This window comes from Microcoleus sp. S1D4 (assembly GCF_036700765.1).
Classification (GTDB): domain Bacteria; phylum Cyanobacteriota; class Cyanobacteriia; order Cyanobacteriales; family Microcoleaceae; genus Microcoleus.
In genome coordinates this window covers 150,150-165,333 of sequence record NZ_JAUBPP010000009.1, presented here as the reverse complement: position 1 = coordinate 165,333, position 15,184 = coordinate 150,150, and the positions used below count along the sequence as shown (strand labels likewise).

Here is a 15,184-nt window from a genome sequence, read left to right as displayed (position 1 = left end):
GTCCATTTTTTGGGCAAGCATCAGGGCAATTCAATTTATATAGATTAGATAAACCAAATGGAAGCATTACTTTTATTAATAGGATTTGGAGGCGGGGCATTAGTCTGCTGGCTAATTTTGAATAAGCGAAATTCACGAAATTTGGTGCGGATGCACGGCTCGCAGGAGGCTATATCGAAGTTAGCGTCGCAGTTGGATGCCAGAACTTCGGAATTGCGCCAAAAAACCGAGATGGAAAATCAGCTTAATTCTGAATTGTCTCAGTTGCAAAATCGCTTGGAAAGTGTCACTAGCGAGCAGGATTTATTAAATAATCAGGTGTCGGAATTGGAAGGGTTTATGGCCCAAATTGCTGAAGAGCGATCGCAAGTTGATGCTTTGATTGCTGATTTGCAGTTTCAGTTAGAAAGCGCAGGGCAAGCTCAGTCGCAGTTACCGGAATTGGCGGAACTTCAAAATCAGCTAGAAGTTGCGGATCTGGAGCGATCGCAACTTGTAGCTCAAATCCTGGAAATGCAAGCAGAGCGAGAGGCGCTGGATGCAGAGAGTGCTCTATTTCGCGATCGGCTGTCGGAATTTGGCAGTCAGTTAGAAACAGCCAGTCAAGGTAAATTGCAGCTACAGTACCAGTTGTCGGAAATTCAAATTAAGTTCGAGCGCTCAATTCAAGAGCGGGAGCAACTGCATTCTCAACTGTCGAATTTGCAAGCTCAATTGGAAAGTGCAGAACAAGAACAGGAAATACTCAATTCTCAATTGGAAACTGCTCGCCAACAAGCACAACAACCTCAATCTGAATTATTAGAGTTGGAAACACAGTTAGAAGCTGCCAATCGAGATAAAATGCAGTTAAACTCTCAATTATCTGAGCTACAAAATCAATCACAGACAGTTATTGGAGAGCGAGAAAAACTGCTTTTGCAGTTGTCAGAATTGCAGGCTCAAGTAAATCCCAGCGAGGGAGATAACTCCCAACTTCTGTCTCAATTATCGGAACTGCAAGCTCAATTAGAAACTGCTAACACTGAGCGATCGCAGCTTGCGGCTCAACTCTCGGAATTTCAAACTCAAATTGAGCAAGCAAACCAAAATCAAAATCAACTGCAATCTCAAATATCCGAGTTAGAAACCCAGTTAGAAAGCGCGCATCAAATTCGCTCAGGATTGGAATCACAGCTTGCGGCTCAACTCTCGGAGTTCCAAAGTCAAGTCGAGCAAGCCAACCAAAACCAAAATCAACTGCAATCTCAAATATCCGAGTTAGAAACCCAGTTAGAAAGCGCCCATCAAATTCGCTTAGAATTAGAATTGCAGCTTGCGGCTCAACTCTCGGAATTTCAAACTCAAGTCGCGCAAGCCAACCACAATCAAAATCAACTGCAATCTCAAATATCCGAGTTAGAAAGTCAGTTAGAAAGCCCGAATCAAATTCGCTCAGAATTGGAATCGCAGCTTGCGGCTCAACAGTCGGAATTCCAAACTCAAGTCGAGCAAGCCAACCACAATCAAAATCACCAACAATCTCAGATATCTAAGTTAGAAACTCAGTTAGAAAGCGCGACTCAAATTCGCTCAGAATTGGAATCACAGCTTGCGGCTCAACAGTCGGAATTCCAAACTAAAATTGACACAGCCAACAAAAATCAAAATCAACTGCAAGTTCAAATATCCGAGTTAAAAACTCAGTTAGAAAGTGTGACTCAAATTCGCTCAGAATTGGAATCACAGCTTGCAGCTCAACAGTCGGAATTCCAAACTCAAGTCGAGCAAGCTAACCAAAACGAAAATCAACAGCAATCTCAGATATCCAAGCTAGAAACTCAGTTAGAAAGTGTAAGTCAAATTCGCTCAGCATTGGAATCACAGCTTGCAGCTCAACAGTCGAAATTCCAAACTGAAATTGACACAGCCAAGCAAAACCAAAATCAACTACAGTCTCAAATATCCCAGTTAGAAAGTCAGTTAGAAAGCCCGAGTCAAATTCGCTCAGAATTGGCATCTCAGATTGCAGCTCAACAGTTGGAATTTCAAACTCAAATTGACACGGCCAACCAAAATCAAAATCAACTACAATCTCAAATATCCGAGTTAGAAAGTCAGTTAGAAAGTGTGACTCAAATTCGCTCACGATTGGAATCTCAGTTAGAAACTGCTAACAGAGAACGATCGCAACTTGATGCTCAAGTCTCAGAACTTCAAAGTCAAATCGAGACACCCAACGAGAATCAAGCTCAATTGCAACGTCAAGAATCTGAGTTAGAACATCAGTTAGGAACAGTCAATCAAGAAAGCTTGGAGTTACAATCGCCAATTGTCGAAAAGGGCGATCGAGAAATTCCCAAGGCTGAATTAGCAGACAAAATTGAAGAATCCGCCTCACAAACAATAGTTGATAAAAGTCAAGGCCTTGTCGTTTGCCAAAAAGGTCAAGGCGATTATACTACTATTAGCGAAGCGGTAAAAAATGCGGCTTCGGGTACGCGCATTTACGTACAGCCCGGTTTGTATCGAGAAAGTTTAATCATCGACAAATCTGTCGAAATTATCGGCAACACAGAAGCGGGTAGCGTCACTGTGGAAAGCACCGACTCAAACTGCATTCAAATGCAAACCGACAGCGCTTTAGTCCGAAGTTTGACACTGATCGCCACGGGGAAATATTATGCTGTAGATATTCGTAGAGGCGAGTTAATTTTAGAAGACAGCGATATCACTTCTGCCAACTATTCTGTGGTGGTAATTTGTGGCTCCGAGGCGAGTTCGGTAATCCGCCGCTGTCAAATTCACGATGCAATATGGAACGGGATTTTTATCTCGGATAATGGGAAAGCAACGGTGGAAGATTGCAATATTTATAATAACGGCAGTCTGGGAATCGGTGTCGGATTGGGAGGAAAATTGATCGTGCGCCGCTGTCGGATTAATAGTAATGAAGGTGAGGCGATTGTAGTTTACAGAGATGGCATTGCTACAGTAGATGATTGCGATTTAACGGGTAATACTGGCGGTGCTTGGCGGATTGCAGATAACGGATATGTGCGCGGTAAAAATAATCAAGAATAGAAGAAGGCAGTAGTCAGTTGGCAGTTGGCAGTTGGCAGTTGGTAGTTGGTAGTTGGCAGTTGGCAGTTGGCAGTTGGCAGTTGGCAGTTGGTAGTTGGCGGTAGTCATTAGTCCTTAGTCCTTAGTCATTAGTCCTTAGTCAACAGCTAACAGCTAACAGTCAACAGCTAACAGCTAACAATTCTAAATCCCTAACAAGCGAGCGGGATTTTTTTTCATCATTAAATCAATTTCAGGTTGAGAAATGCCTTCATCCATCAACTTTTCTACAAATAATTTGTAACCTTCTGCAGGTAAAGGATCGGGTTTTCTTCCCAAATCTGTGCTCAGAATAAAATGCTCGGCTCCGATGAGTTTAATGGCTGCTACCATCTGATTAATGGAAACGTGATGCCAGTTTTTGTGTCCGTCATCGGCGGCATTTTCTCCCATCAAATCGTTGACAAATGCTAATTCTAGAAACGCTCCCATCTGGGCTGCTGTTTGCATATTTTCTAGGGACAAACCGGGTACATCTGCCATTGCGTGGGTAATCAGGATGTTTTTAATGTTGAGAAGTCTGGCTTGCCGGACAACTGCCATAACTTCGGCTGAGGAAATGTGTCCGGTTTCCAATACTAAATTATCTCTAGCTACTATCTTGAGTACCGCTGCTGTTTCTGGTAAAAGTTTGCCGTTTTCTGCTACTTTAATCCCGATTCCCGATTTGTGAAAAACCTTTAAATGATGATTGGAATCAACGGTTGGCAGCCACACTACTTTACCGTATTTGCCGCCGATGCGGTGCATTGCTTCTACAGCTTGGGGATTAATCCCGCCTACGGAATGATTGAGAACAATTCCCCCGAAAACTTCGATTTGCGGTACAATTTTATTGACTAGAACTGCCCGTGCTGCGGTGCTGCCATAGTGATTTTTTAAGACAACTGCTTTCATGTGCGCGCTGGCGGCAAATTTAGCTACCTCAAAATCATCCAACCTGCGGGGAATCACATCAGGAGACGAATGGATGTGAAAGTCGATCGCACCTTCAATGATACTTTTTTGTGAGTCCATCGGCTGCAACTGTCCGACAGCATAAACTGGCAGACAAAACCAATAGCAAAAAATTAAAACTAACGTAAAAAAAACAGCCTGCATTCATCCCCTCTTTGCTTCTCTCCTCTGCGCCCTCAGCGTCCTCTGCGGTTCATTACCTCTTAAATAAAAGACTTAACCACACTTGCCAAATCTTCTGCAAACTCTTCATGCAAACCCAAAGTTCCCGGAATAACTCGCGATTCCACTCCCGGTAATTGAGCTAATACTTCCATTTCCGCCTTAGATTTGGGCGGCGCTTTTTCCGCAACTACAACCATCACCGGTACTGTCAATCCTTGGAAGTTGGCGACAAATTCTTCCCGCGTTTTTGCCGGATCTAAACCACCAGTCACAAAAGCCGCCGAACCAAATCTCGCGCCTGCTTGTTGAGTGACTTTCCGCTTATTTTGAATGAAATCCGCTGTGACTTTGGCGTCATCGGCGTAGACGTGGCGGCGGTACATCAAACTCAGGAATGACGGCGCAGTGTTCAATTTGTACAGGAATTGACCGATTAAGGGTGATCGTACTAATTCTCTCACCATTCCGTGCCAACCCCTTTGCTGTTTGCTCATTGTCGGCAAAGGCCCGCGCCAAGTCGGTGCAGCTAACACAATCTTTGACCAAACATTCGGCTTTGATTGCGCTAATTGCATCGCATAACCCGCAGCGTGACCGGCCGCAACTACAGCCACAGGAGTTTTAAAAACTGACTCTACAAAATCCTTCAAAAACTGATGGTATAATTGCGGTTCGTAGTCGGTGCGCGGCCGCGAAGATTCGCCGAAACCAGGCCAATCTACACTCACAACTTGAAAATTGGGAGCTAACAACTCTGCTAAAGGACGCATTTCTTCCCGCGTTGAAACCGTACTGAAAGCCGGCAGCAACAATACGGGTTTTCCTTCTCCTCTGGTTTCGTAAATAACATCAATCTGTGTTTCTTTCCAGTTCCAGAGATATTTCTGAACAGTCGCGGGATAGTTGCTAGAATTAGATTTGGTTAAATCTGCAGTCTGAATCATGGCTGTTTTTCCGGTTAGTTTGCTTCTGCTTGCGCGCTCAATTCGCAAGCCACTGCTTTATTTTTCATCATTTGAAAGATGTTATAAAATCCGTTAGCGCGGGAAGGTGTCAGGCTCACATTCAATCCCGTATCTTGAATAAAATCTGGGGTAATGCTAACTATTTCAGCAGGCGTTAATCCGCTCAAACCTTCCACAAGCAAGCCAACTAATCCTTTGACTAACTGAGCGTCAGAATCGCCTTGATACAAAACTTTTCCGTCGGTCAAATTTGCGGTAATATAAACTTGCGATACGCAACCCGAAACTTTGTTTTCTGGGAGTTTATCGCTTTCGTTAAATGCTGGGAGTCGCTTTGCATACCACAGCAGTTGTTCGTAGCGCTGTTTCGGATCGGAGTGTCGCTGAAAGCGCTGGACGATTTTAGCTAGGGCTGCGGGTAGCGCGGTATTTGCGGACATGATTTCGAGTAGCGGTTGAATTTGCTGATCTTGTACATTCTATTGTACCAGTAGGGCGATCGATATAGTCCTGGATGCACCGATCGCCAGAAATCGGGTTTCTGACACCCGCGCACATCCAAGAAACCCGGTTTCTGCGATAATTTACGCATCCCCACCAAAATTGAGGAAGAAACCGGGTTTCTGACACCTCGCGCACATCCAAGAAACCCGGTTTCTGCGATGCTGTTGTTAGTGTTTTGCGGTACTAAATTAGTAGCAAAAAAATTAAAAACGATAGTATTTCCCGCCGTTACAATAGCGCAACAGATTAGCTAAAAAACCCGGTTTTTTTGGTCTTGATGTGTCAGTCCTGAATTAGTCAGATCGTTTAGGTAGAGAATCCTGTTTAGGAAGATGCAGCTTTGCTATTTGCGATCGCACTATTGCTATTGGGACAAACAATGCACCGCTAGCCAAACCGATCGCCAACCGAAACCCCAACTCTAAAAAACCCTCTAGCTTCCGTTCTGGAACTGGTTCCATCGCAACTTTGTATTGAATCAATTGCATCGGAGATTTTCTTCGTTCAAAGGGGTGGACTGAGGTTGGAATTCTTCCCATCCTTTGCAGATTTGCTCGTAACATTGCGAGGGCGAAATCGGTAGATTTCGCAGATAAAAGAACGTGACTTCCCGACCGGATTCCAGCAGCAGAATGATGTCTTTACTTGGGTTATAGGTATCTGCAGCTTGCAAAATATGACCGTTCATGTGGTGATTTTGCAGGATGGCGGTGTCGGGAGCCAATAACCAAGCATTGAGAAAGGGAGCCAAACGACTGCGGGGAACAAAATGCGATTGGAATGTTTCACCAGTAACTCCCATCAATGGGTTATTAAGACTACAAATTACTGCGCCTCGTTCACCATTCAGATAGCCAACCCAAGCGTTATAGCCTAACACCAGCAGATTAGTTGCAATAAAGGATTGCTGCCAATCTTCGCTATTTGTTTCAGATGTCATCATCTATTAAATATCCAGTATCAAGTTATCAACCTATGCGAAATATGAATTGAGTTGAATTTAGGCATTAAGAGCGAAAGTTTTAGGGTGTCAAACTTGGTTGAAATTCCTCCCATCGCCTACAGACTTGTTCGTAGCAATCTGCAGGAGGAATGGCTAGTTTGCTTAATAGATTTACCTCTGTTTGACGACCAAATTTCAGCAATAGCAGAATATCTTGCTCTGGATTGTACTTAACAGTTGCTGCTATCACAGATGGAATATTCGATGAGTCAACGGATAGCGATCCCAGATAAAATTCCATCAAATTCACAGGAATAAACTGAATGTCAAAAGGAATTGATTCGAGGCTTGTCATTGTAGAACCAAGAACTTGAGTATCTACATCACAGACCACAACACCCCGCCCGAAAGACTCAAATCCCTTCCATCCTGTATAACCAATAACCAGCAAATTGGTGTGAATAAATCCCTGTTGCCAATAGCCAAAATTTCCTTGCCAAACGCTATTTTCCGGTCGCATTTACTTCCTCCCGCAGGATTTTAGCAGCTTCCACCATATTTTTTAGCGCCGGAATTACTTCTTCCCAACGTCGTGTTTTCAAGCCACAATCGGGATTTACCCAAATTTGTTGAGTTGGTAGATTAGCAATGCCAGTTCGCAGTTGTTGCAAAATCTGTTCTGTCGTTGGCACCACTGGACTGTGGATGTCATACACGCCATTACCCACTTGATAGGTGTAACCTGCGGCGGTTATTTCATGCAGCGTTTGGTTATTGCTGCGGCTATTTTCAATCGAAATTACATCGGCATCTAACCGTTCAATATCTTTGATGATATCGCCAAATTCGCAGTAGCACATATGCGTGTGAATTTGAGTTTGAGGATGAGCGCTTGCGGTAGCCAGAAGAAACGCATCTACAGCCCAAGACAGGTATTGATTCCAGTTTTCTACTTTCAGAGGTAAGCCTTCGCGCAATGCTGGTTCATCTACTTGAATTACTTGCGCTCCTGCTGCTTCTAAATCTGCTATTTCATCGCGCAATGCCAAAGCTATTTGAAATGCTTGTGTCTGTCTGGAAATATCGGTGCGCGGATATGACCAATTTAAAATTGTTACGGGGGCTGTTAGCATTCCCTTAACGGGTTTTTGCGTCAATGATTGCGCTACTTTGAACTCGCGTACAGTCATTGGATCGGTGCGAACAACATCACCGTAAATAATCGGCGGACGCACGTAACGGCTGCCGTAGCTTTGTACCCAGCCATTTGCCGTGAAGGCGAATCCATCCAACTGTTGTCCGAAATATTCCACCATATCGGTGCGTTCAAATTCGCCATGCACCAACACATCTAGGCCAATTTCTTCTTGGATTTTAATGCTATCGGCAATTTGAACGTCGATCGCAGCTTGATAGTTTTCTTGACTCAATTCACCCTTTTTGTAGCGCAGCCGCAGTTTTCGCACTTCCGGGGTTTGAGGAAACGAGCCGATCGTTGTGGTGGGAAAAATGGGCAGAGAAATCTGTTTCGACAACCGCAAGCCGTAGGATAATTTGCGTTGAAAGTCATTGGTTGTCAGGCTGTTCAGGCGTTCCTGTACGGCAATATTGGTAGGGCTAAACTCCTCGAAGGTTGTCCAAGCATTGCTAATTTTAGCGCGATCGCTTCCAGTCTCTTCTCCGGCTAAACTGCGTGCCAAAAACTTCACAGCTTGCAGTTTTTGTTCGGCAAAACTCAACACGTTGCGGAGAGGTTCTGGCAACTTTGTTTCCCGTGCGGCATCGTAGGGAACAAACTGCAATGATGCCGACGGCTGAATTACAATATCCGGCGTAATTCGCTGAATCTGTTGCAGCACTGGCAGCACTTGTTCTGGACGAATTTGCCAAATATTGCGAGCATCTACAATTCCCACACCCAATCGTTTATCAGCAGGAAATCCCTGTTCTTTAAGCAATTTTAAATTGCATCCGCGAGTGAAATCTAAGCTAATTTTAGCAACTGGTAACTGTATCACCCAAGGATAGGTATCTCCCAAATCATCAAAGTAAGTAACTAAATCGATGGGAAGTTTAATTTCAGCGAAGGAAGTATAGGTTGACTCAAAGGCTTCTTTGAATTGGCCAGCATCACCCAGAACTAAGGCAGGTTCGTGAATTTGCACTTCAGAAATACCCAAGTTTTTTAAGGCTTTCAGCAATGCCAGATAACGCTCTCGCAATCTTGAAATTGCTTCATTCAAGGGTATGTCAAACCGACTCAATCGCAATAAAGTAATGGGGCCTAAAACAATAGGAATTACTTTTTCGCCTAATAAAGTTTGAGCGCGATTAACTGTTTCGAGAAAGTCGCTAAAATCAGCAGGCTGCCATTCTGAGGGAATTTCTGGCACTAGGTAGTGATAGTTGGTGTCGAACCATTTAGTCATTTCTAACGCAGGTATCCCTTCTTTGCCCCGCGCCATTGCAAAGTAGCGCTCTAAACCTGATAAATCCCGAAAGCGATCGGGGATTAACCCCAGGCGAACTGTCCAATCCAGAACACTATCGTAAAGGGTAGTATCGCCAACACCGATGCGATCTATACCTGTTTTTAGCTGTATTTGCCAGTTTTCTATTTCTACTTTTCTGACTGTTTGCAGTAAATTATTGGCATCTAATTTGCCACTCCAAAATGCTTCTAGTGCGATTTTAACTTCGCGATTTTTACCAATGCGAGGATATCCAATTGTTGCAGTTAAAATTGACATGATTTTTCTCTCTTAAGTATGGGTTTCAATAGCATCATCAGTACAAATAGCGATATTACAAAGAGCGATCGCAATTGATATCGTGTCCGATTGGTTCGTAGTACGGACTGAAGTCGGCACTACAAACGGTTTTTGTGATGGTAATGAACCGGACATTAGATGACTGAATTTTTACTATTGATATTTGCTGAATGATCCAGTTGAGTCTTTGATATTCCATAGAAACTCTGTCGGAAACTAAGGGGTATCCGATGCAGAATTTTCTACAGCAATGTCATCAGAATGTAATGTGACGCCTCAAAGGTGAAACCGTCTGAATATCTAACATCGCTATCACAAAGCTGTTAGAAATTACAGCAGGCAAAACCCCGCGCAATATTTCTTGCGTCTAAAACTAGATAATGCTGTTGAGGCTAACTTTTTTAACTCGTTATGTTGCTCTAGAAACCAATTGCACCAAAGGTTTCTCACGGGTTAAGGAGCATAATAGCCGATCGCGCAACGTCTGGTGAAAAACAATCGAATCGAAAACAAAATGCTGAAGACATCCGTACCTCGCAGATGGGTTAATAGAACGATACAATCGGCGGGCATCCTGACTAAGAAGCTACTCTACGCTTCATCACAGTTGCGGGACAGCGCCGGGTTTGCACCGAACTTTCCCCCTTTCGTCTAGTGGCTGATCTCCACGAGAACCGATTAGGTCATACCATAGCACATTTTCCAAAATATGCAACCCCTAAGATCGGGTCGGGCGATCGAATATCATCAATAATCTTGAACACCTGCGCGATTTGAAACCGGGTTTTTCATCAAAATCCTTCGTTGCAGCCAGCAAATCAGGCCAAAACCCGGTTTCTTTGGTGTCGATGCGTAAGTCCGGCTCGAAATCATTTTCCTGCATCTTTAAGATTATAAATTAACGGCAGAATGGGATTCCCGCAACCAAATCCTGGAAGTTATAATCATGAAAGATACACCGCCAAAATATTATCAGCGCATGGGTTTTTCAACTGTTTAATTTTCTCACTTCCACCGTCTAAAAATATGTTTAGTTTGAGTCTTGCGAAGTTAGGATGAGTCGCTGCTAAGCTAATCAATATTTAAATTATATTTCAACAAATAATCAAATTATTGTAGGGTGGAAGGCGATCGCCTCAAGTCAAGTCCAAGGGCGGCAAACGGCGCAACTATCGCCGGGAATTGACGCAAAACTGACAGTCGCAGCCAAATAGCAGCGCTGCTGCATCGCTTTCTTCTGCCGTAAAATGCAGCATCGCCACCTCTTCGTCACCAAGCCGCTAAGCTGTTGTGCATCCCAATTGTGTATGGTGAGGGGGAGAGGGAGAAACGGGGAGAGGGGCCATTCGGCTTCGCGAGGGGGTAAAGAGGGGGAGAAGATTTTTGATCTATAGTCGAAATATACAATTTAAATGCACAACAGCTTGCCAACAACTTCTCGGTTGAAAATTTGCAGCAGCAGCTTTTCCGGGAAGGCGATCGCAAATTCATCCAATGCGGGTAAAATAATTTCAGTAATGATAACTCACAGCAGCGAACGAGTTCACCTCAAAAAACAGGTGGGGAGTGATAAGTACAGTTTTAGTGGTGGAAGATTCCCGCAGCCAGCGAGAGTGCATTTCACATCAGTTGAGATGCAGCGGATTGAACGTAATTCAGGCAGATGACGGCTTGGAAGCGCTGAATAAAATTGAGAAAGATTACCCAAATTTAGTATTATTAGCTAATGAAAACAAATAACCGCAGTTATTTAGAAAAATTGCTGCAAGAAAGAAACGAACACCCCGAAAGAATGGCAGAAATTGATGAAAAAATTAATGCCACATTCCGCCAAACCCACGCAATTTTAGTAATGGATATGTCGGGGTTTTCGCGAACAACTGTCCGCTACGGAATCATCCACTTTCTGGCAATGATTCACCGGATGCACGGAATTGTCAAGCCCGTAATTTCGGAATATAGCGGCATTGTTGTTAAAGAAGAAGCCGACAATATTTTTGCAGTATTTCCCGATGTGAAATCGGCTGTTGAAGCTGCAATTGACTGTCTGAAACAAACGGGGGCTGTCAACACAACTCTGCCGCCGGAAATGGATATTTACCTCTGCATTGGAATTGGCTACGGTGATATTTTGATGCTGGAAGGAGAGGATATGTACGGATCTGAATTCAATCTAGCAGCCAAGCTGGGAGAGGATTTGGCGGAACGGGGAGAGATTTTGCTCACCTCCGCAGCGTTTGAAAATTTGGAGGGTGAGAAGGAAGATTGGGAAAGAGTTGATTTTTCGATTTCTGGTTTGGAGTTAGTGACTTACAAGCGCGTACAGCCTGCTTAATCAAACTCAAGAAACCGGGTTTTTTGCTGAATCTGCGGGCGGCGAAGCAGGATTTTCTCCAAAAACCCGGTTTCTGACTGCCCCTGTGTGCCATAAAATTTAAAATTAATGATTGACCAACAAAAAAACTGGCAAACTCTCAATTTAGCGAATATTCAACAGCGGCTGGCTTGGGTGCAACAACAGCCGGATGGAGTTATTTTTTGTCAAGAGTCGGGAGTTCACTATGTTACAGTTAATAAAGATAAAAATAAAATAAAATTCTCTTTGGTAGAGAAAGTGAATTTGCATACATATTTGTTGCAATCTGTCATCGACCTCAACAATCCCCTGCATTTAGTTTCTGAATATACCCAAGCGATGATGTTAGGTTTAGTTTGGCAAAATCAACCCAAAAAAGTCTATATAGCGGGGTTTGGCGGTGCCAGAATTCCGTTAATCCTGCACCACTATTTGCCGGAAATTGTTATAGAATGTGCTGATGTGGACCCGATCGCGATTTCAGCAGCCACAAAGTGTTTTGGAGTGCAGTTTGACAGCCGACTCAGCGTCACAATCCAGGATGGGAGAGAATATCTAGAACAGCAAAATCCAGATATTCAGTACGATATCATCATGACCGACGTGTTTTGTGGCAACGGTTACTCTTCGCACCGGCTGGCTACCAAAGAATTTTATCAACTCTGCCAAAAACACTTGTCAAGCGCCGGAGTTGTGCTGGTAAATCTGCTGCAAAGAGATGAGTTTTATGCCGAAAAGGTGAAGACTTTTCAAAGCGTGTTTTCTCAGGTGTGCGTGTCTCCTTGGAAGGATATTAATAGCGTTTTAATTGGGAGTAACGGCCCTATTTTAGAGAAAGACGAGATTGTTTCCAGAGCAAAATATTTGCAAGATGGGCATGATTTTTCATTTTCCTTAATCGATAGGGCGCTTGATATTAGAGTAGGTAGAGAATTGGCTGAAATTATACCTAATTTAGATAAAGCTCAAGTTTTGCATGACGATTCGCCGCCTGTTGGTTATTTTGATTCTTGGTTATTTTGATTCTTGATAATAAGTCTGGGTTTACTTTTTGTGGAACAGGCTAGAAACCCTGTTGCTGATGCGGCTTTCACGCGAGACTAAGAGAAAAGGGGGTATGAAAACTGGATTTGATATGATGTGATTTTGTCCCGAATTTTTAGCATCGATCGCGTATTTAGAAAAAACTCTATAATCAATCCATATTCTAAAATCTATAATCGGATGGCGACACCAGTTGATTTTCCTAAATATCTGCAATCCCTGGTTGATTCCTATGAAACCAAATATCGTCGATTCTACACGCTGACAGATTTACAGGTAGAGGTGCGGGTGGAAATTTCACCGGAAGATCGATCGCCCCAAACCCCAAAAAATAAACCAGAAACGAAAATCGATCGCCTGGAAGTGCTCGCGGGAATCCGCAAATACTTGCACAAGGGAAATGTGCTGTTAGTGGGGAAGCCCGGTTCGGGAAAATCGACGGTTTTGCAGCGTTTTCGGTGGGAATTGGCACGGGAAGCACTCAAGGATGCCGATCGCCCGATTCCGATATTAGTGCAGTTGAGGAGCGATCGGTCGATCGTACAAGCAATTTGTGCCGAATTTCGCCAAGCAAAACTCAGAGTTAGCGCGGAAGAGGTGGATGATTTGCTGTGGGATCGCAAGTTGCTGCTGTTGCTTGATGGCGTGAATGAGATGCCATCGCAAAAACGGCGGCAGGAGTTGCAGCTATTCCGCGACGACAATTCCGATACGCCGATGATTTTCACGACGCGGGATTTGGCGCTTGGTGGGTTTTTCGGGATTGAGAAACAACTGGAAATGTGCGCGCTGACTCCACGGCAAATACGGGAGTTTGTGCACAAACATTTGCCGCAACATGGGGATTCGCTGCTGCGACAATTGCGCGATCGGCTGCGAGAAATTGCCGAAACGCCGTTGCTGCTGTGGATGATGTGCGAGGTGTTTGAAAGTAGCGGGGAAATTCCCCAAAGTAAGGGCGAATTGTTTCAAAAGTTCGATCGCCAGTATGACGAATTTAAGGGCGGTGCGTCGGTTTCGGATGATTTTCGGCGCTTCAAGTCGGAGCTTTTGCAGCAGTTGGCTTTTGTGATGTTGCAGGGGGATTTGCAGCAACCTGCGGATGGCTGGGTGGTAATTTCTCGCGATCGGGCTGAGGGAATTTTGGAGTGCTGGTTGCGCGATCGGGGGGTGCTGGATGCGCCAACGAAGGCGAAGGAATGGCTGGAGGATTTGCTGGAACATCATCTGTTGCAGGTGGCGGCAAAGCGGGAGGAAATTGAGTTTCATCACCAATTATTTCAGGAGTATTATGCGGGGCGGGCGTTGCGGAAACTGTTGGTTGAGAAGCATCCTGATGCGATCGATGATGAAAGGTTGCAGCATTTCTATTTGAATTATTTTAAATGGACTGAGCCTCTGGCGTTCATGCTGTCGTTGTTGGGGGATGAAGTGCAGGCGGTGCGGGTGGTACGGCTGGCTTTGGAGGTGGATGTGATGTTGGGGGCGCGGCTGGCGGGGGAGGTGCAGCGGGAGTTTCAGCAGCGCGCGGTTGGGTTGGTGGATGGGTTGGATGTGCCGGGGTGGTTGAAGGTTGAGCTTTTGGAGGAAGTGCGATCGGATGAGGCGATTCCGGGATTACTTAAACTCGTTGAAGATTCAGACTCTGATGTGCGTAGGAGCGCGGCATATGCCTTAGGCAAAATCGGTGGCGAGAAGGCGATTCCGGAATTACTTAAACTCCTTGAACATTCAGACTCTGATGTGCGTAGGATGGTGGCAGATGCCTTAGGCAAAATCCGTGACGTTCAGGCGATTCCGGGATTACTTAAACTCCTTGAACATTCAGACTCTGATGTGAGTATTATCGCGGCGGAAACCTTAGGCAAAGTTCGTGACAAAAAGGCAATTCCGGGATTACTTAAACTCCTTGAACATTCAGACTATTATGTGAGTATTATCGCGGCAGAAACCTTAGGCAAAATCGGTGACGTTCAGGCAATTCCGGGATTACTTAAACTCGTTGAAGCTTCAGACTCTTCTGTGCGTAGTAGCGCGGCAGGTGCCTTAGGCAAAATCGGTGACGTTCAGGCAATTCCGGGATTACTTAAACTCGTTGAAGATTCAAACTCTTATGTGCGTAGTAGCGCGGCAGGTGCCTTAGGCAAAATCGGTGACGTTCAGGCGATTCCGGGATTACTTAAACTCGTTGAACATTCAGACTCTTCTGTGCGTAGTAGCGCGGCAGATGCCTTAGGCCAAATTGGTGACATTCAGGCGATTCCGGGATTACTTAAACTTCTTCAAGATTCATACTTTAATGTGCGTAGTAGCGCGGCAGATGCCTTAGGCCAAATTGGTGACATTCAGGCGATTCCGGGATTACTTAAACTTCTTC

At 44.5% G+C, this 15,184-nt stretch carries 12 protein-coding genes and 1 riboswitch; of the genes, 5 read left to right on the top strand and 7 right to left on the bottom strand.

Features of this window, described 5'->3' with window-relative positions:
- Positions 1-57: 57 nt before the first annotated feature.
- The gene (locus QT998_RS12040; RefSeq protein WP_333116912.1) at positions 58-3,063 is read left to right on the top strand and encodes a right-handed parallel beta-helix repeat-containing protein; all 3,006 of its coding nucleotides are present in this window, start codon (positions 58-60) and stop codon (positions 3,061-3,063) included.
- Positions 3,064-3,246: 183 nt separating this feature from the next.
- Here the strand turns inward: QT998_RS12040 and QT998_RS12035 are convergent, their stop codons facing one another.
- From QT998_RS12035 to metE, 7 genes are all read right to left on the bottom strand, one after another.
- Positions 3,247-4,203, bottom strand: coding sequence for a DUF6282 family protein (locus QT998_RS12035; protein ID WP_333091528.1), 957 nt, complete (start codon positions 4,201-4,203; stop codon positions 3,247-3,249).
- Positions 4,204-4,262: 59 nt separating this feature from the next.
- A complete protein-coding gene (locus tag QT998_RS12030; RefSeq protein ID WP_333116915.1) occupies positions 4,263-5,168 on the bottom strand; it encodes an alpha/beta fold hydrolase in 906 nt (301 codons plus the stop codon).
- Positions 5,169-5,182: 14 nt separating this feature from the next.
- On the bottom strand, positions 5,183-5,629 hold the full coding sequence (locus QT998_RS12025; protein WP_333091524.1) for a SufE family protein: 447 nt from the start codon (positions 5,627-5,629) through the stop codon (positions 5,183-5,185).
- A 357-nt stretch (positions 5,630-5,986) separates the two neighbouring features.
- The gene (locus QT998_RS12020; RefSeq protein ID WP_333116918.1) at positions 5,987-6,181 is read right to left on the bottom strand and encodes a hypothetical protein; all 195 of its coding nucleotides are present in this window, start codon (positions 6,179-6,181) and stop codon (positions 5,987-5,989) included.
- Positions 6,172-6,636, bottom strand: coding sequence for a hypothetical protein (locus QT998_RS12015; RefSeq protein ID WP_333116920.1), 465 nt, complete (start codon positions 6,634-6,636; stop codon positions 6,172-6,174). The genes QT998_RS12020 and QT998_RS12015 overlap by 10 nt, the downstream gene beginning before the upstream one ends.
- Before the next feature lie 79 nt (positions 6,637-6,715).
- Entirely contained in the window at positions 6,716-7,156 is a 441-nt protein-coding gene (locus tag QT998_RS12010; protein ID WP_333116922.1) for a hypothetical protein, read from the bottom strand.
- Positions 7,140-9,386 carry a 5-methyltetrahydropteroyltriglutamate--homocysteine S-methyltransferase gene (gene metE, locus QT998_RS12005; RefSeq protein ID WP_333116925.1) on the bottom strand — a complete coding sequence of 749 codons (2,247 nt, stop codon included), beginning with the start codon at positions 9,384-9,386 and terminating at the stop codon, positions 7,140-7,142. Before metE ends, QT998_RS12010 begins: the two co-directional genes overlap by 17 nt.
- A 568-nt stretch (positions 9,387-9,954) precedes the next feature.
- Positions 9,955-10,101, bottom strand: a riboswitch (cobalamin riboswitch).
- A gap of 718 nt (positions 10,102-10,819) precedes the next feature.
- Between metE and QT998_RS12000 the strand changes: the two genes are divergently transcribed.
- The 4 genes from QT998_RS12000 to QT998_RS11985 form a co-directional block, all read left to right on the top strand.
- Positions 10,820-11,074, top strand: coding sequence for a hypothetical protein (locus QT998_RS12000; protein WP_333218015.1), 255 nt, complete (start codon positions 10,820-10,822; stop codon positions 11,072-11,074).
- Between the two features lie 59 nt (positions 11,075-11,133).
- The gene (locus tag QT998_RS11995) at positions 11,134-11,742 is read left to right on the top strand and encodes an adenylate/guanylate cyclase domain-containing protein (protein ID WP_333116930.1); all 609 of its coding nucleotides are present in this window, start codon (positions 11,134-11,136) and stop codon (positions 11,740-11,742) included.
- Positions 11,743-11,850: 108 nt separating this feature from the next.
- A complete protein-coding gene (locus QT998_RS11990; protein ID WP_333116932.1) occupies positions 11,851-12,786 on the top strand; it encodes a spermidine synthase in 936 nt (311 codons plus the stop codon).
- Positions 12,787-12,987: 201 nt separating this feature from the next.
- Positions 12,988-15,184: HEAT repeat domain-containing protein (locus QT998_RS11985; protein ID WP_333116935.1), on the top strand; the 2,197-nt coding region annotated here is incomplete at its 3' end.